The sequence below is a fragment of the Gilliamella sp. B14384G10 genome, assembly GCF_016101685.1.
GTDB classification, from domain to species: Bacteria; Pseudomonadota; Gammaproteobacteria; order Enterobacterales; family Orbaceae; genus Gilliamella; species Gilliamella apis_A.
On the sequence record NZ_JACFQA010000004.1, the window covers coordinates 1 to 17270 of the forward strand.

Sequence of the window (17270 nt, forward strand, 5' to 3'; positions counted from 1 at the left end):
GTAGTGTGGGTATTACCCATGTGAGAGTAGGGTGCCGCCAGACTTTTAAATATACGAGCCCAGCAGCGATGCTGGGCTTTTTTGCATTTTAGGATTAATAAATACTATTGTAGATAGTCAAATAATTTCTATACAACGCCTTATCACAAAAATATAACGTTATATTTCTTTTACATATCATACATAATCTTAAATACTTCTTATCGGCATCATTATTTTTGTTATATGAAAATGGTATACAGTTCTTTTCTATTAAAAAACAAAATATTTTTTACTAATACAATATTGGTATTTGATGGAAATACATATAACATATTCATCAGTGATGATAAGGAATTTATATGGATTTATTGCAATTACGCCAGCAATATAAAAGTGGTAAACGGTATAAATATATATATTTTTGGGGACATGTAGAAAAACAACCTTCTATCGTAACAAAGAGTTGTTTTAGCCAATGGTATCCAAGTCGTTTTGAGGTTGATAATATTTACTATCCAACTGCAGAACATTATATGATGGCTGAGAAAGCAAGATTATTCGGTGATGAGCAAATATTATCAAAAATACTTACTGCTAATTCTCCTGGATTAGCAAAGGCATTAGGGCGTCAAGTAAAAGGATTCATACCGGATATTTGGGATGAACACTGCTTTAATATTGTCATAAATGGTAATTATGCTAAGTTTTCACAGAATCCAAAGTTGACGGATTTTATATTATCAACCAAACAAAGAATATTAGTAGAAGCAAGTCCGGTTGATAAAATATGGGGCATAGGATTGTCTCAGGATGATCCTAATATTGATAATCCGCTAATGTGGTGTGGAAAAAATTTGCTTGGATTTGCTTTAATGAATGTTCGCCAACAATTACAAGAAAAATAATGAATTATTTATACGAATCTTGTTGGATAAGAAGCAATATTCAGCTATTAAATATTGCTTGCTGATTTATTAACCTAATAATAAGGCATCGTCAGTTACTTTTTCACCACGAGTTTTTTCAAACATATCTAATAAATCTGTGACTGTTAGCTTATCTCGTTGTTCTCCTGACACATCAAGTACTACTTGTCCTTGATGTAGCATCACTGTTCTTGTGCCATATTCTAATGCTTGTTTCATTGAATGAGTCACCATCATAGTGGTTAACTGGTTTTTCTGAACAATTTCATTAGTCAGATCCAAAACAAATTGTGCTGTTTTGGGATCGAGAGCTGCGGTATGTTCATCAAGTAATAATATCTTGGATGGTTGTAATGTTGACATGAGTAGGCTAACTGCTTGCCTTTGTCCACCAGAAAGCAAGCCCATCATATCTGATAGTCTATTTTCTAAACCTAAATTTAGCGTTGCTAGTTTCTCTTTAAATAGAGCACGCAGTCTACGATTTAAAGCTGGTCGTAAAGTAAAATTATTACCACGGTTGTAAGCGATAGCTAAATTTTCTTCTATGGTTAGGTTTTCACACGTTCCGACCATTGGATCTTGGAATACTCGTGCCACCATTCCAGCTCTTTTCCAAGCTGGCCAGCGTGTAACACTTTTATTATTGATGATAATATGGCCAGAATCAACAATCAGATCACCACTAATGACATTAAGTAATGAACTTTTTCCTGCACCATTACTACCAATAATAGTAACAAATTCCCCTTTTTTGATATTGAGATTCAAACCACGTAATACATGATTTTCAATTGGCGTTCCTTTATTAAACGTCAATTGTAATTGTCCTACTTTAATCATGCTTACTTACCTCTTTTTTTAGAATATTTTTTTAGTTGTTTTGGTAATACTAATGCCAATACAACCAATATTGCCGTAATAAGATTTAGGTCTTCAGTACCTACACCAATTTCTTGTAAGAATTCATTACTGAGCGCGAAAGCGATAAATAACCGATATAAGATTGCGCCAAAAATAACTGCAATCATAACTGCCCAGATGCGTTTTGTTGGGAATATACTTTCACCAATAATAATTGAAGCAAGACCAATAACAATGGTACCAACTCCAATAGTGATATCGGCACCACCTTGTGTTTGCACGAATAATGAACCACCTAGAGCGATTAATCCGTTTGATATTGCCATCCCTAAAATAGTGATCGCACCAGTTGGAATGCCTTGAGATTTTGCCATTCGTTGATTAGTACCGGTTGCTCTTAGTGCTAATCCAACTTGAGTATTTAGAAATAGATTAAGTAGCAGCCAAAAAACTATAACAAACGCTAAAATTATCATAGGTTGTACTAGATATTGATTGCTGTAATCTTCAGCCATAAATGGTGAAAAAATAGTTTTTGCATCTAGCAATGATAAATTAGGCGATCCTGCCATTCTTGGGGTTTCGTCCATAATATATGGGCCTATCCCTAAAATTCTTAAGTTAATAGAATATAGACCTATCATTACAATAATACTGGATAGTAATTGCAATATATTAAGTTTAACATAGAGTAGTCCAGTCATTGCACCTGCAATACAACCAGCAAACATACCTAAAAATGTTGCTATCCATGGATCAATACCAACGTACATGCATAATCCACATACTGCACCACCAAGTGGAAAACTAGCATCAGCAGTTAGATCGGGGAAATCAAGTAATCTAAATGAGATAAACACACCCAAACTAACTAATGCGTAAATAAGTCCTATTCCAATTGAGCCTAATAAAAATTCAAATGACATGAAAAAATCCACTAAAAAAGTAACCGCCAAATTTGGCGGTTTAGTTATTAAAACGATTTAAATTATTTTTCGACAACTTTTGCCGCTGATTTTAATACTTCTTCCGATAGCGTTACACCTTGACGTTCAGCTGCTTTCTTATTAATTGTTAACTGTGTGATATTGCCAACTTGTGGTGCAATATCACCTGGTTTTTCACCGTTAAGAATTCGAATAACAATTTTACCAGCTTGACGGCCAAGATCATAATAACTCATTCCTAAAGCGGCAATCGCACCTCGTTCAGCTGAATCAGGATCTGATGCTACTAGTGGAATTTTGTTTTCATTGGCAACTTTAGCTAAAGCTTCGTAGGCCGAAACGACGTTATTATCGGTTGTTGTATAGATCAGATCAACTTTTCCTTTTAAACTTCTTGCTGCAGTTGAAATGTCAGAGGTTCGTTGTGCCGGTGCAGCGATGATTTTCATGCCACGTTTTTCAAGTGCAACTTGTAATTCTTTAAGTACAATTGTTGAATTAACTTCACTAGGACTGTAAACATAACCGATATTTTTTGCATCTGGTTTGATTTTTAACATCATATCGATTTGTGATTCTAATGATAAAGCATCGGAAACCCCAGTTACATTTGTTTTAGATGCTTCCCAACTTGGCGTCAATTTAGCTGCAACCGGATCCGTTACTGCAGTAAAAACGATAGGGATTAATTTAGTGGTAGCCACTAACGCTTGGGTACTTGGTGTAGCAATCCCTACGATAGCATCTGGTTTATTGGCAACAAATTGTTTAGCGATTTGGGCTGCATTAGCGCTACTACCTTGGGCACTAGCAAATTGTAATTTTAGGTTTTCACCAGCAATATAGCCATTATCTTTTAACTCATCTTCAACACCTTTACGGACATTATCTAAGGCAGGATGTTCGACAATAGCGGTGATAGCAACAAATTTTTGTTCGGTTTTATTATCTGCAGATGAAAAAAATGTTACTGCGGATAAACTGAGTAACATAAAAAGTTTAATTATTGAATTTCGCATTTGCTACTCCTGTAATATTTATTTTACATTCAATCTAAATATTAGCTTACTATAAAGCAAAATCGGACAATTTTCTATAGTTAAAAGAAAGTATATATGTAAATTATTTTTTACAGTTTGTGTTATTTTTGTCGAAATAAATGCGTTATTTACCAATAAACGATAGTAATAATTTTTGAGGAGAGGGGTTTTTAAAACCTTGCTCATTTCAATGAGCAAGGGATTTGATGATTATTTAAGATAAGAATTTATTTTTGACCGATAACTTTATAGGCTGATTCGATAACATCTGCTGATAAATCAATTCCTTGCTTCTTAGCTGCATCAATATTGACCACCAAACGTAATGCTTGACCTATCTCTGGCGTAATATCTCCTGGTGCTTCACCATTTAAAACTCTTACCACAAGTTTGCCTGATTGGAGGCCAACATCGTAATAACTCATACCATAAGCGGCAACTGCACCACGTTCAATTGCATCGGGGAATGATGCTAACAGAGGTATTTTATTTTCGTTGGCAAATTTAACTAATGATTCATAAGCCGAAACAACATTGTTATCTGTTGTCGTATAAATAAGATCAACTTTTCCTTTAAGTGTATTAGCCGCAGTTGAGATATCTGCGGTACGTTGAGCAGGTACCGCTATTAATGATATATTTTGTTGGCTAAGTTGCTGTTGTAGGTTTTTTAGCACTACAGTTGAGTTAATTTCACTAGGACTATAAATATAACCTACAGCTTTTACATTAGGTACAATTTTCTTCATAAACTCAATTTGAGGGCCTATTTCTTGATAATCTGAAACTCCTGTAACATTGTTATGTGTTGGTTCCCAGTTTTTGATTAATTTAGCTGCAATTGGATCGGTAATTCCAGCAAAGACGACTGGGATTTGTTTGGTTGCGGCAACCGTTGCTTGGGCACTTGGTGTCGCTATAGCGACGATAACATCAGGTTTAGCTGCGACAAATTGGCGTGCAATTTGTGCGGCTGTAGCACTACTACCTTGGGCACTTCGATATTGTACCTGTAAGTTTTCATTCAATTTAAAACCACTTGCGATTAACTCGTCTTTTACCCCATCACGGATTTGATCTAATGAAGGATGTTCAACAATTGCTGTTATCGCAACATTTTTTATGGTATCAGCTAAACAGGAAAATGATGTAATTACTAACATCACTATCAATAATAAATAACGTTTCATTATCAAGAACTCATAAACTAGTACAGTGATATTATTTTAGTCTTAATAATTTAAAATGTTAAGTAATATTTTTATAATTAATTATTATAAAAAGATAAAATGTTCCTAATTGAAAATTTTATTTTTGTGCAAAAACAAATGGGTTTATCCCACTTTTTGCGAATCCTTCTTCTTCTGTTTTTATATCTAAGATTAATGATGCTACATCATCGGCAATAACTTCTATGTGAGGATCTTTATCTTGATCTAAAATTTTCAGATAGCTATGACAGGCATCACAACATTCAGTTTTTATTGCTGCCATTTCGTTATCTAATGAGAAATATTGGATATCTTGCATATTATCGCAACAAGTACATTTTACCCGTGGTACATACCATTCGCTTTCACACAAACTACAATGAAGGTATCTTAAACCATTATTACCGCCAAGTTGAATCACACTAGCAACCGGTAGGCTATTACAAACAGGGCATAGCCAACTTTGATCAGTATTTTCAGCGACTGCTTTTCCTTTAATTTGATTAGCCAGTTGACTGTAATAAACCGATAATGCAGACCAAATAAATATAGATTCGTTGCCTTCGACTAGATCAAATTTACCTTGTAGTAAACTAATTGCTTTTTCTTGAAGTTGTTCAGGATTATTTTGTTTTAATCGTTGAATTACGGCATCGATTTGTTCGCTGGTATCGGAAAAAGAATTTAATAGTTCAGATAAATAATCTTGCCAAATATCATTTAATGGTAAATTCTCTAAACTTAATGGCGCTAAGTCATTATTGAGTAAATTTGGTGCTTCAATAGTGTTTTGTTGGTTAATTAATTTGGCTTGTTGCTCTGCTATTTTTGCACAAAATCGTAAATAATCGCTTAATGGGTTATTTTCGGCTAAAGTTTTTAAACGTGCCGCGCGGTGAATATAAAGTGTTTTCGTTGATGGATAAAATAGCAATGGGATCTGCCTAATTACTGAGCTTATATTTTGTTGTTCGAGTTGTTCTTGCGAAATGATTTTTATACTCATTATTGATTACCACTTTGAGGTTTTATCCAGAATTGATTTAGCCATTTAGCTAATCTGCTGATTAATATCAGCAGATCTACTATTAGACTTTATAAAGCAGGTTTTTGCTCAGTTTGCGGTGATTGTTCAACCTTAGTTTCACTCTCGGCATTAAGTTCTTGCTGATAAACTTTTTTCATTTCTTCTTCGTACCATGATGAATGATTTTTAAGCGCCCAAGCTCGAGAAACATAGCCAGTTATCATACCTTTTATTGAACCTTTTACCCAAAGTGCCATATAAGCATGCCCAATGGCTAATAAAATAAGACATATAGCTGCAAAAGAATGTAAAAATATGGCAATACGGACTATTTGAATTGGGAAATAATCGGAAACATAGCGACGCCACATAATTAAGCCTGTGACAAATAATACAAAGATCAGACTCATAATGCACCAGAATAGAAATTTCTGACCAACATTATACTTACCGATCGGAATACCTTCTTCTTTACCCATAATGACGTGTTTAAAGTTTTTAATCCATAACAGATCATTTTTATTTGGAATATTATGATGTGCGAGTTTTATAAACATAAACATTAATAAAACGAATACGACACAACCAATGATTGGATGCAACGCTCTAACTAGTTGTGGTGTACCAAGAAATAATCCAAATAGCTTAATGGATGGAAAAAACAGGGACAAACCAGATAGTGCCGTTAGAATAAACAAACAGACCATACACCAATGACAGAAACGTACAATAAGTGGTGTTCTTAATATCATTCCTTTTTTATTCATGATGAGCCTCCGTTTGCGACGAATTAGGCGTATTTTTTCGGCCAAAAATAGGCAATCCTAAACGTTTTCTTGCTTGTTTATCTGCTTCTTTTTCGTGTTCTATATCTTCTTCATCGACTTCAATCGCACCGACACCCATATAATGGAACAGCAATCCACCAAAAGTAGCGACAAAAGCCGCTGCGGATAGTGGCTTCCAAGCACCTTTCCAGAATTTAACAATTTCACTAATTTGTGGGTCTTTTGGTAAGCCATGATAAAGTTCAGGTTGATCAGCATGATGTAAAACATACATAACATGTGTGCCACCGACACCTTCTGGATTATAGAGACCAGCGTGTTCAAATCCACGTTTTTTCAAATCAGTAATTCGATGCTCGGCATGACGAATCATATCTTGTTTGGTGCCAAAATGAATCGCTCCCGTTGGGCATGTTTTTACACAGGCTGGTTCTTGGCCAACTGCAACGCGATCAACACATAAGGTACATTTATAAGAGTGATTATCTTCTTTACTGATTCTAGGAATATTAAATGGACAGCCGGCCACACAATATCCACATCCAATACAGTGTTCCGATTGAAAATCAACAATACCATTAGCGTATTGAATAATCGCCCCTTCCGACGGACACGCTTTTAGACAGCCAGGATCTGAACAGTGCATACAACCATCTTTACGAATAAGCCATTCAAATTTGCCATTAATTTCAACTTCTGAATAGCGCATAACGGTCCATGCTTTAGGTTCTAAGTCGGCAGGGTTGTCATAAACACCGACGCTATTACCTATTTCGGCACGCAGATCATTCCATTCGCTACAAGCGACTTGGCAAGCTTTACAACCGATACAGGTAGTTACATCAATTAACTTGGCAACTTCCTGCTGATAATCTCGTACACGAGGTGCAGGGGTTAAAGCGTTAGTTGCTGAGCGGCGAATAATATCTTGAGTTTGTAATGACATAATTTATCCTCCCTCTTATGCCGCTGTAGTAACTTTTTCGATATTAACTAAAAAAGATTTATATTCTGGTGTTTGTGAATTAGCATCACCTAAATGAGGTGTTAATTCATTAACCAAAAAGCCTTTTTTCGTTTGCCCAGTGAATCCCCATACAATTGGAATTCCTATGGTTTCGATCTCTTTACCATCAACAGTCAAAGTTGGTAAACGTTTTGTCACAACTGCTTTCGCTTTGATATAACCTCGATAAGAGGTAACTTTTACCGTATCGCCTAATTTTATGCCTTTCTTATTGGCAAGATTTTCACTTAATTCAATAAATTGTTCTGGTTGTGTTATTGATGCTAGTCTTGCATGTTGAGTCCAGAAATGGAAATGTTCAGTGATACTATAAGTTGTGCCGACATAAGGAAACTCGTCTGCTTTACCCAAACGTGCAAGATCTTCTTTAAATGCTCTAGCAACAGGATTATTCACCTGTTTAGGATGCATTGGATTATTGGAAATTGGTGTTTCAAATGGCTCATAATGTTCAGGGAATGGGCCATCAACCAAACGATTTAAGCAGAATAATCCACCTAAACCATCATTATTCATGATAAATGCACCAGCACCAGAGCTTGGTGATAATGTACCTGTAAAGTCAGCGATATCATTACCATCCCAATTTGTACCGTTCCACTTGATTAATACTCGATTTGGATCCCATGGTTTACCATTTTCGTCGGCAGAGGCGCGGTTATACAGCACTCGTCGATTCATTGGCCATGCCCATGCCCAGCCAGCATGGATACCTTTACCGGATGGATCACTAGGATCTCGGCGTGCCATTAGGTTACCTTGTTCAGTCCAAGAGCCACAGAATATCCAGATCCCTGATGAGGTGGAGCCGTCTGCTTTTAATTGTGAAAAACCACTTAATAGTTGGCCTTTCTTCAAAATAATATTGCCATTATCATCAGTTAAGTTAGTTAATGCTCGACCATTACACTCTTTAGCTAGTTCTTCAGCCGATGGACCTTCTGGATCTAGATAATCCCAGCTTAAATTGTTAATTGGTTCGTGATAAGCACCACCTTCTTCTTCATAAAGCTCTTTAATTCTTAAGTAAATGCGGGCAATAATCTCTGGATCATAAAGTGATTCGTAAGGTGGTCTTGCTGCTGCCCAGTGCCATTGTAATAAACGTGATGAGTTAACAATTGTTCCGTTTTCTTCAGCAAAGCAGTTTGCAGGAAGCCTAAATACCTCTGTTTGAATTTTGCTTGGATCAACATCATTTGATTCGCCATGATTTTTCCAAAACTCAGCTGTTTCGGTTGGCATTGGATCAATGCTAACTAAAAATTTAAGCTTAGATAGTCCATCACGAATACTGTTTTTATCAGGCAGTGCTGCTAATGGGTTGAAACCTTGGCAAATAAAACCATTAGCTTGACCATCACGCATCATTTTGCTGAATCTTAAAACATCATAGGTTTTATCCCATTTTGGTAACCAATCAAATCCCCAATTGTTATCTTGAGTGGCATTCTCGCCGTACATCGCTTTCATAAAGCTAACAAAGAATTTCGGGTAATTACCCCAAAAATTGACCTCATTTGGACCGAGTGGTTTAGGGGTTTTTTCTGTTAGATATTGCTCAAGTGAAGTTTGCGATTCTTTTGGTAAGTCAAGATAAGCAGGCAAACGATTAGACAGTAAACCAACATCTGTTAATCCTTGAATATTGGAGTGACCGCGAAGCGCATTTATACCGCCACCCATGACACCAATATTACCAAGAATCAATTGTATCATTGCCGCGGTACGAATAATTTGCGAACCATAAGTATGTTGAGTCCAACCTAAAGCATATAAGAAAGTTGCTGCACGATCGTTGGTTTTGGTACTAGCAAGAGATCGACAAACATGTAAAAAACCGTCTATTGGACTACCGGTTATTTGATTCACCACTTCTGGTGTATAACGACTAACGTGTTGTTTTAATAAATTCCATACACAACGTGGATGACTTAGTGTTTTATCTCTTAATGCATAACCCTTTTCATCTTTTTGATATGCCCAGCTGGTTTGATCGTATTGGCGGTTAGCGGCATCATAACCACTAAATAAACCACTATTTGTATCGAAGTTAAAATCATCACGGACAATTAAACTGGCATTAGAGTGGGTAACTAGATATTCAAAGTTTACTTCGTTATGTGAGATAAGGTAGTTAATAATGCCAAGTAAAAAAGCAATGTCAGAACCAGCACGAATTGGTACATAATGATCGGCGACGGAGGCAGTTCGATGAAAACGTGGATCAATTGCAATCAGTTCCGCACCGTTAGTAATTTTAGCTTCAATAGCCCATTTAAATCCAACAGGGTGGGCTTCCGCTGCATTACCCCCCATAACGATAACAACATTAGCATTTTTGATATCATTCCAATTATTGGTCATCGCGCCTCGACCGAATGTCGCAGCTAAGCTAGAAACAGAAGGACCATGACAAACCCTAGCTTGGGTTTCAAGGCTTAACATTCCTAATGAACGAGCAACTTTAAACGCTAACCAACCAGTTTCATTACTTGCTGCTGAGGTAACCAACCAGCCGGTTGTTGTCCAGCGATTAACTGTCGTACCTTGTGCATTTTTTTCTTGAAAGTTTTTATCTCGGTCAGCTTTCATGAGTCGTGCAATGCGATCAATTGCTTCATCCCAACTAATCCGTTGCCATTTATCAGAACCAGGAGCACGATATTCAGGATATTTAACCCGTTGTTCGCTTTTAATATAATCAAGTACTCCAGCTCCTTTCGGACAAAGAGAGCCACGGCTAACAGGATGGTCAGGGTCACCTTCGATATGAAAAATAGATGATTCGGCATTTTTTGCTCCATCTCCTCGGCTATAGAGGAGCATTCCACATCCAACGGAGCAGTAAGTACAATTGTTTCGCGTCTCTTTTGATTTTAATAATTTATATTGGCGAGTTTGTGCAAGAGCTATGCTCGGGGCAAGACCCAGCGTAGCTACTGTGGTTCCTGCCATGCCACCAGCACAGATCTTAAAGAACTGTCTACGGTTAAATAGCATATGAACTCCTTAAAAAGCTGACATTACATTATTTAGATTGTTATGTTGGAATGGATAAACATCCTTATTAATTGTAATGATAATATTTAATTGAATGGAAATAAAGGGATAAATATTCAAAAGTTTGATATATATCAAAAATAGCGTTTGCTATTTAATTGTTTTAGGGTTTTATTTAGATATAAATATATTGTTAGTGAAATTAATTAAGTGAAAAAATTGTTTAAATTAATGATTATAAATGCAGTATATTTGGCTTACTGATAATAATCAAGTAAGCCTTAACCAATTTATTATTTTGGATTAATTTCGTCGATGGTTTGCATTACACGAGTGGTAATAAGAGGTTTAAGAATTTTATTCATGATTTCGATTTTCGCTAAATTAGCATCACCTTTATCATCTAAATAACCTTGTTCTCTTAGTGAAGCAACCAATGTTGAAAAGACGCCTTTATCGAAAAATTCTGGTGCATTAATACCATGAAGTATCGATAAACGTTCTGCTATTAATCGCCCTTCTTTTTCCAAACTTGCTCGGCTGATGGTTGGATCTTTTTGCAATAATGAAAATGCAATGACATAGCGTTGTAATGTATCTTTTGAGGATGATGCCAATAGCTGTAAACCTGACATTTTTAAGTAGTTCAAGGTTAATTTGTCTGGCGTGTAACTGATTAGATTCAATTCAGCATAAGTTGCAATAATTTTATTCACATACTCAGTTAGTTGTTCATCATTGTGATATAAAAATAGTTCTGATTTTATTAATGGGAACAGCAGTTTGACTTGCATAAGTACTTCATCAAGCGAAATACGGTTATTTTTAAGCAAAATTCGCGCGACAATTGCTGGAATGATCAGTAAATGCTGAATGTTATTACGATAATAGGTCATCAATACTGCTTGATCGGCTGTTAAACCTACCATTTCACCAACTTCATCAGTGGTAATGACAAATTTGCCCATATCTTTAGCATGTTCGAACATCTGTTCAGCAGTTTGATCAGGAATGGTAATTAAGTTGGAATAAGGAATGTTTTTTAATAATTTTAAGAGATAATCAATATTTTCTAATAATTTTACTTTGGTTAATGTACATTGATCTGCTGCTAACAATATTGAACAACATAAATTCATCGCATTGATTGCTGCAGATGAATTAATGTGTTCCATTATTTGTGTAGCCAGCAGATTAGTTGTGGGTGTTAACCAGCTAGGACGTTGTGTTCCTGTTGGATCAATCGCATCTCGCCAATCGGGAATTTGTTGATTTAAAAATTGGTTTAAAGGGATAGGATCACCAAAGTTAACATAACCAAAGCCTAATTTTTTCAATTTTAAAAATGCTTTAATTGTACGCCACAAGCTCTCTTTTTCTTTTTTTGCGCCACGAAGTTCATTGGCATAAGTGGCAACTTCTAAAACATGTTCATAACCAATATAAACAGGAACGATTGTGATTGGCCGAGGATCACCACGCAATAAAGTCTGGACTGTCATCATTAACATTCCTGTTTTAGGATCAAGTAACCTACCTGTGCGTGATCGACCACCCTCAATGAAATACTCGACCGCATAACCTCGGATAAATAACTCAGCTAAATACTCCCGAAATACAGCGGTATAAAGTTTATTACCTTTAAATGAACGGCGAATAAAAAATGCCCCTAAGCGCCTAAAAATAGGGCCTGCTGGCCAGAAGTTTAAATTAATACCTGCGGCAATATGTGGTGGCACCAGTCCTTGTCGATAAAGTACATAGGATAGTAATAAGTAATCCATATGACTGCGATGACATGGCGCATAGACAATTTCATGGCCATTTTCAGCTAATTCTCGAACTGGGTCAGCATTAGTAACTTTTAGACCTTGATAAAGTCTATTCCATGCCCAAGTCAGAACAAAATCGGTCACTCTAAGCATGCGGTAAGAAAAATTAGCTGCAATTTCGTTTAATAATGATAGGGCATTCTTTTTGGCTTTATCCTGATCTATTTTTTTGCTTTTAGCTTCTTCTTGTATAGCTTCGGCAAGGGCAGGATTAGTTAGTAATTTGTTAAGCATCTCCTGACGAATAGGTAACTTCGGGCCAACAGAGGCAGCCCTTTGTTTAGCAAAGTGTATGCGTGCGACTCGAGCAAGTTTGTGGGCTAAAACAGAGATATCTTGATTATCGTCAACCTTAATATTTTTAAATGATACCGTTCGAGAGAATCGAGTATAACAGTCGCGGCCAGAAATTAAGATTTTATAAAGTTTATACGTTGCGCCCAAAACTTGTAGTGAAGGCATTTTTTTACCTTCTTTATCTGGTTTTCGCCCGAACATAACGGAAACTGGCAACATTTGCACATCTAGTTCATCATTTTGTTGATGCGCTGAGATATATTCCCTTAAAATTTCAATTGATTTATTTTTTTGTTTTTTAGAGGCAAAAATACCCGGCCCTTTATCAATATAAATATAAGCAGGAATAGTATTACCATTAATATCAATGCCTAGTAAAGGATCTGGCAAATCATATTTAAGACAAAGTGATCTCACTACCATTAAGTCAATTTGCGAATTATAAGGTAGCACATACAAAATTGGTCGATGGATATCGAGATCCAATTCAGTAATAGGATCGGTAGGAATTGGTTTACTTTTAACAAAAAGCTTAACAGGGATCTGAATTAGTGAAAAATAAACTTTTGTCCACCAAGAAAACATAAAAATAAACCTCATATTTTGTGGCTAATTATATAATTAAATCATTGTTAGCCATTCGTTTATCGACTGACTTGTCGATGCATAAATTGCAAATTTATATTGTTATTTTACTTTTTAACAATAAACATTAATCCAAGTATATATGTGTTATTGTCTAACTGTTAGTTAATTTGCATAATCTTTCAGCTAGATTGTTTTAATTTATAGATGCCTATGCCTACCCATTATAAAGACATATTAATAGCAACACTATATAGTTTATTGAAATTAAGTTATCACAATGGTTGTATTAATGAGCGAAAACTAGCCATCACAATCCAGTTTAAATCGTGATGGCATCAGTTTATTATCAAGCTTTGCTTTGATACATTACATCTAAAATGTAACGTAATTGTTTAACATCGAGTTGACCTGGAGCTGAGGCGTTTTTGGCAGCACCAAATGTCATGGCTGAACCAAAGGTTGTCCCTGCAATGCGGCTGATTGCACCAAGACCGGCCATTGACATGGTAATAATTGGTTGTGTAGCAAATTTTTCATTCATTTCGCTGGTTGCGGCAAGTAATGTTAATACATCATTAGTATTTTGTGGCATCACGGCAATTTTAGGAATATCTGCACCCAAGTCTTGCATTTTTCTTAATCGATAGACAATATCACTTTGTGATGGTGTTTTTTCAAAGTCATGGTTTGAGGCAACCACGAATACATTATTTTTATGCGCAATATCGATAATTTCTTTTACATTGTCATCGCCAATAAAGACTTCAACATCAATTAAATCAACTAAGCCACTGCTTGCCATTGCTTTATTTAGTTGCATATAAGCATCTAATGGCCATGGTTTTACGCCACCTTCATTTGCGGTACGGAAAGTAAATAAAATTGGTTTATTGGGCAATAAGGTCGCTATTTTTTGTGCTATGGATTTGACTGCATCAATATTATCAACTTGCGTAAAGTGGTCAACTCGCCATTCTAAAACGTCAAAATCAATAGATTGTAAAAACTTTACTTCATCAATGAGTTCATCTTCGGTTTTACCAATAATTGGCACAATTATTTTTGGAGTACCTTTACCTATCTCAAGCTGTTTAACTGTTACTATATTCATTTTATTTCCTGTTCACCACAAAATTAATCATTAAATCCCATTTGTTCTTTGACATAATCAATTGGTGCATCTTCGCCTGTCCAAATTTTTATTTGTGCCGCTCCTTGCCATAGCATCATACCGATGCCATTAAGTGTTTTACATCCTTGTTGTTCGGCCATTTCTAATAGCTTAGTTTTGCGTGGGCTATAAATACAATCTGTAACAACGAGATCTGATCGCAAGATTGTTGGATCGGTAATTAAACTTTGTCCTTCTAATGGTTTCATTCCTACACCAGTGGCATTACAAAGTACATCACTATCAGCAATTTGTTTTCTTAGCTCATTCTCATCAGCTAGATCGGTAATATGTACTTTACATTTTGTCTGTTCATTTAATTTTTTTATTACCGATTCTATCTTTGTATAGCACTCATCTTTCTGATTAAAAATAGCAATTTCTTTTACACCATCAAGAGCTGCTTGTACGGCAATTGCGGTTGCCGCACCTCCGGCACCGAGAATGGTTATTTTTTTATCTAGCATATTAATACCAGCTTCTGCTAGCATACGCATATAGCCTATGCCGTCAGTGTTATAACCAGTCAATACGCCATTATCATTTGAAATGGTATTACAGGCACCACTCATTTCTACCGCAGGTGTTAATTTATCAAGGTATTGGCAAACAAGTTGTTTATTGGGCATTGAAATAGCACTACCTCGTAACCCAAGCGCTCGTAAACCTTTTATTGCATCGGGTAGCTTTGGTTGATCAACTTCAAATGCTAAATAAATAAATGGAATATTTAATTTAGAGTAAATGGTATTTTGCATTTGCGGTGACAAACTATGACGAATCGGATAAGCCATTAAACCAATCAATAGAAAATGACCATCAATATTACTTCTCATTTGAAATTCTCCGTAACTAATCTAAATTTTGTCCAAAACTGATCATATACCATGATGTTTGTGTTTATTGATTTTGTTTAGCCAAAAAGCTGGCAATTTAGACCTTAGCTTTTTTAATTCAATAGGATAATTATTTAATTGTAATTTCAGTTTTGTTATTGCTTTTATAATGACACGAGATCAAGTGTGCTACAACCTAAAGATATAACAATATTATTTGTTTTATTGATTCACATTTTAACATGGTCAGTTAATTGGTGATTAAAAAAGGCTTTATGCGAGTAAGCGTATACTAACAATTGCACTTTAAATAGCTATCGCCTAGAATAACCACCTTTATCTCGCTACGAAGAATCTATTTATGAATACTATTCTTGAGCTGTTTTCCTCAGTAAATGCAGTTGTTGTTGCTGTTATTTTAATGTTAGTGCTTTCGCTTTGCCGAGTTCATGTGGTAATTAGCTTAATTATTGGTGCATTTGCAGGTGGTTTATGCAGTCATCTAACCCTAAAAGAAACCATAGACGCTTTTAATGCAGGTATTAGTAACGGGGCTAATATTGCCTTATCTTATGCTATGTTAGGTGCGTTTGCCGTGGCTATTTCTAAATCAGGCTTACCAGAATTATTAGCTGATAAAGCCATTAAACAATTAACTACTAATGATGCCAAAACACGAATTAAATGGTTATTAGTTATTATTATCGGGTTAGTTAGTATTTCCTCACAGAATATTATTCCAATTCATATCGCCTTTATTCCGCTTTTAATTCCACCACTTTTATATGTGATGTCGAGATTACAACTAGATAGACGAATGATTGCGTGTATTATGACATTTGGTTTGATTACGCCATATATGTTTTTACCGGTCGGATTCGGTAATATCTTTCTAAATCAAATTTTGTTAAAAAATATTATTTCGTCAGGAATGGATGTTAGTCATGTTAATGTCATGCATGCTATGGCTATTCCTGCTTTCGGTATGTTTGTTGGTTTACTATGGGCTATTTTTGTCAGTTATCGTAAACCGAGACAGTATGAACTTATCCGTGAAGAGAGTCATGCCGAACAGTTTAGTAATGTAAGTGCTCGTTCACTTATTATCTCATTATTAGCGATTGTTCTTTCTTTCACCGTGCAACTTTGTACTGGATCGATGATATTAGGTGCGTTAATTGGTTTTATTTGCTTTATTGTTTCAGGTTCAATCAAATGGGGCGAAGCAGATGGAATCTTCACCGATGGTATCAAAATGATGGCAATGATTGGTTTTGTGATGATATCTGCGCAAGGGTTTGCCGAAGTATTAAAACAGACGCATGAAATAGAACCTTTAGTCATTAATAGTGCAGCGTTATTTGCTGGTAACAAAGTCGTGGCCTCTTTCATGATGATGTTAGTTGGTTTGGTCATTACGTTGGGAATTGGCTCGTCATTTTCTACTGTTCCAATTATTGCGGCAATTTATGTTCCGTTATGCGTTCAATTAGGATTTTCACCAATTGCAACAGTTTGTTTAATTGGTGCATCAGGAGCTATCGGTGATGCCGGTTCACCACCTTCAGATACTATTTTAGCCACATCTGCTGGTTTAAATAGTGATGGACAGCATGACCATATTAGAGACAGTGTTATTCCAACCTTTACCCATTTCAATATTCCGTTATTTATTGCTGGATGGGTGGGATCATTGATTCTTTAAACAATTAAAAGAATTAAGGCTATTAT

Annotated in this window: 13 protein-coding genes; 2 read left to right on the forward strand and 11 right to left on the reverse strand. The window is 35.7% G+C overall.

All coding sequences use genetic code 11. The annotated features are described in order from the left end of the window. Positions 1 to 341: 341 nt before the first annotated feature. A complete protein-coding gene (locus H3T54_RS09615) occupies positions 342 to 887 on the forward strand; it encodes an NADAR family protein (protein WP_198222361.1) in 546 nt (181 codons plus the stop codon). 69 nt (positions 888 to 956) lie between these two features. Here the strand turns inward: H3T54_RS09615 and H3T54_RS09620 are convergent, their stop codons facing one another. From H3T54_RS09620 to H3T54_RS09670, 11 genes are all read right to left on the reverse strand, one after another. After that, positions 957 to 1751, reverse strand: a complete 795-nt coding sequence (locus H3T54_RS09620; RefSeq protein WP_198201787.1) for an ABC transporter ATP-binding protein — start codon at positions 1749 to 1751, stop codon at positions 957 to 959. Positions 1752 to 1753: 2 nt separating this feature from the next. Further along, entirely contained in the window at positions 1754 to 2698 is a 945-nt protein-coding gene (locus tag H3T54_RS09625; RefSeq protein WP_110448614.1) for an ABC transporter permease, read from the reverse strand. A gap of 62 nt (positions 2699 to 2760) precedes the next feature. Continuing rightward, the gene (locus H3T54_RS09630) at positions 2761 to 3738 is read right to left on the reverse strand and encodes an ABC transporter substrate-binding protein (protein WP_198201785.1); all 978 of its coding nucleotides are present in this window, start codon (positions 3736 to 3738) and stop codon (positions 2761 to 2763) included. Positions 3739 to 3986: 248 nt separating this feature from the next. Continuing rightward, positions 3987 to 4949, reverse strand: a complete 963-nt coding sequence (locus H3T54_RS09635; RefSeq protein ID WP_198222359.1) for an ABC transporter substrate-binding protein — start codon at positions 4947 to 4949, stop codon at positions 3987 to 3989. A gap of 118 nt (positions 4950 to 5067) precedes the next feature. Continuing rightward, on the reverse strand, positions 5068 to 5976 hold the full coding sequence (gene fdhE, locus H3T54_RS09640) for a formate dehydrogenase accessory protein FdhE (RefSeq protein WP_198222357.1): 909 nt from the start codon (positions 5974 to 5976) through the stop codon (positions 5068 to 5070). 89 nt (positions 5977 to 6065) lie between these two features. Beyond that, positions 6066 to 6764: a formate dehydrogenase subunit gamma gene (locus H3T54_RS09645; protein ID WP_086362721.1), complete on the reverse strand. Its 699-nt coding sequence runs from the start codon at positions 6762 to 6764 to the stop codon at positions 6066 to 6068. After that, positions 6757 to 7731 carry a formate dehydrogenase subunit beta gene (gene fdxH, locus H3T54_RS09650; RefSeq protein ID WP_086358780.1) on the reverse strand — a complete coding sequence of 325 codons (975 nt, stop codon included), beginning with the start codon at positions 7729 to 7731 and terminating at the stop codon, positions 6757 to 6759. Before fdxH ends, H3T54_RS09645 begins: the two co-directional genes overlap by 8 nt. A 15-nt stretch (positions 7732 to 7746) precedes the next feature. Beyond that, entirely contained in the window at positions 7747 to 10815 is a 3069-nt protein-coding gene (fdnG, locus tag H3T54_RS09655; protein ID WP_110448611.1) for a formate dehydrogenase-N subunit alpha, read from the reverse strand. 293 nt (positions 10816 to 11108) lie between these two features. Continuing rightward, entirely contained in the window at positions 11109 to 13529 is a 2421-nt protein-coding gene (gene plsB / locus H3T54_RS09660) for a glycerol-3-phosphate 1-O-acyltransferase PlsB (protein WP_198222355.1), read from the reverse strand. A 349-nt stretch (positions 13530 to 13878) separates the two neighbouring features. Continuing rightward, the gene (gene aroD / locus H3T54_RS09665; RefSeq protein WP_086365103.1) at positions 13879 to 14643 is read right to left on the reverse strand and encodes a type I 3-dehydroquinate dehydratase; all 765 of its coding nucleotides are present in this window, start codon (positions 14641 to 14643) and stop codon (positions 13879 to 13881) included. Between the two features lie 23 nt (positions 14644 to 14666). Next, entirely contained in the window at positions 14667 to 15539 is an 873-nt protein-coding gene (locus H3T54_RS09670) for a shikimate dehydrogenase (protein ID WP_198222353.1), read from the reverse strand. Positions 15540 to 15900: 361 nt separating this feature from the next. Here H3T54_RS09670 and H3T54_RS09675 point away from each other — a divergent pair, with 361 nt between their 5' ends. Beyond that, on the forward strand, positions 15901 to 17244 hold the full coding sequence (locus H3T54_RS09675; protein WP_110448607.1) for a Na+/H+ antiporter family protein: 1344 nt from the start codon (positions 15901 to 15903) through the stop codon (positions 17242 to 17244). The last annotated feature ends 26 nt before the right edge of the window (positions 17245 to 17270 follow it).

Excerpts from the sequence above, each read along its gene's own strand:
- H3T54_RS09615 (WP_198222361.1), top strand. The coding sequence starts at position 342 with ATGGATTTATTGCAATTACGCCAGCAATATAAAAGTGGTAAACGGTAT.
- H3T54_RS09620 (WP_198201787.1), bottom strand. The coding sequence starts at position 1,751 with ATGATTAAAGTAGGACAATTACAATTGACGTTTAATAAAGGAACGCCA.
- H3T54_RS09625 (WP_110448614.1), bottom strand. The coding sequence starts at position 2,698 with ATGTCATTTGAATTTTTATTAGGCTCAATTGGAATAGGACTTATTTAC.
- H3T54_RS09630 (WP_198201785.1), bottom strand. The coding sequence starts at position 3,738 with ATGCGAAATTCAATAATTAAACTTTTTATGTTACTCAGTTTATCCGCA.
- H3T54_RS09635 (WP_198222359.1), bottom strand. The coding sequence starts at position 4,949 with ATGAAACGTTATTTATTATTGATAGTGATGTTAGTAATTACATCATTT.
- fdhE (WP_198222357.1), bottom strand. The coding sequence starts at position 5,976 with ATGAGTATAAAAATCATTTCGCAAGAACAACTCGAACAACAAAATATA.
- H3T54_RS09645 (WP_086362721.1), bottom strand. The coding sequence starts at position 6,764 with ATGAATAAAAAAGGAATGATATTAAGAACACCACTTATTGTACGTTTC.
- fdxH (WP_086358780.1), bottom strand. The coding sequence starts at position 7,731 with ATGTCATTACAAACTCAAGATATTATTCGCCGCTCAGCAACTAACGCT.
- fdnG (WP_110448611.1), bottom strand. The coding sequence starts at position 10,815 with ATGCTATTTAACCGTAGACAGTTCTTTAAGATCTGTGCTGGTGGCATG.
- plsB (WP_198222355.1), bottom strand. The coding sequence starts at position 13,529 with ATGTTTTCTTGGTGGACAAAAGTTTATTTTTCACTAATTCAGATCCCT.
- aroD (WP_086365103.1), bottom strand. The coding sequence starts at position 14,643 with ATGAATATAGTAACAGTTAAACAGCTTGAGATAGGTAAAGGTACTCCA.
- H3T54_RS09670 (WP_198222353.1), bottom strand. The coding sequence starts at position 15,539 with ATGAGAAGTAATATTGATGGTCATTTTCTATTGATTGGTTTAATGGCT.
- H3T54_RS09675 (WP_110448607.1), top strand. The coding sequence starts at position 15,901 with ATGAATACTATTCTTGAGCTGTTTTCCTCAGTAAATGCAGTTGTTGTT.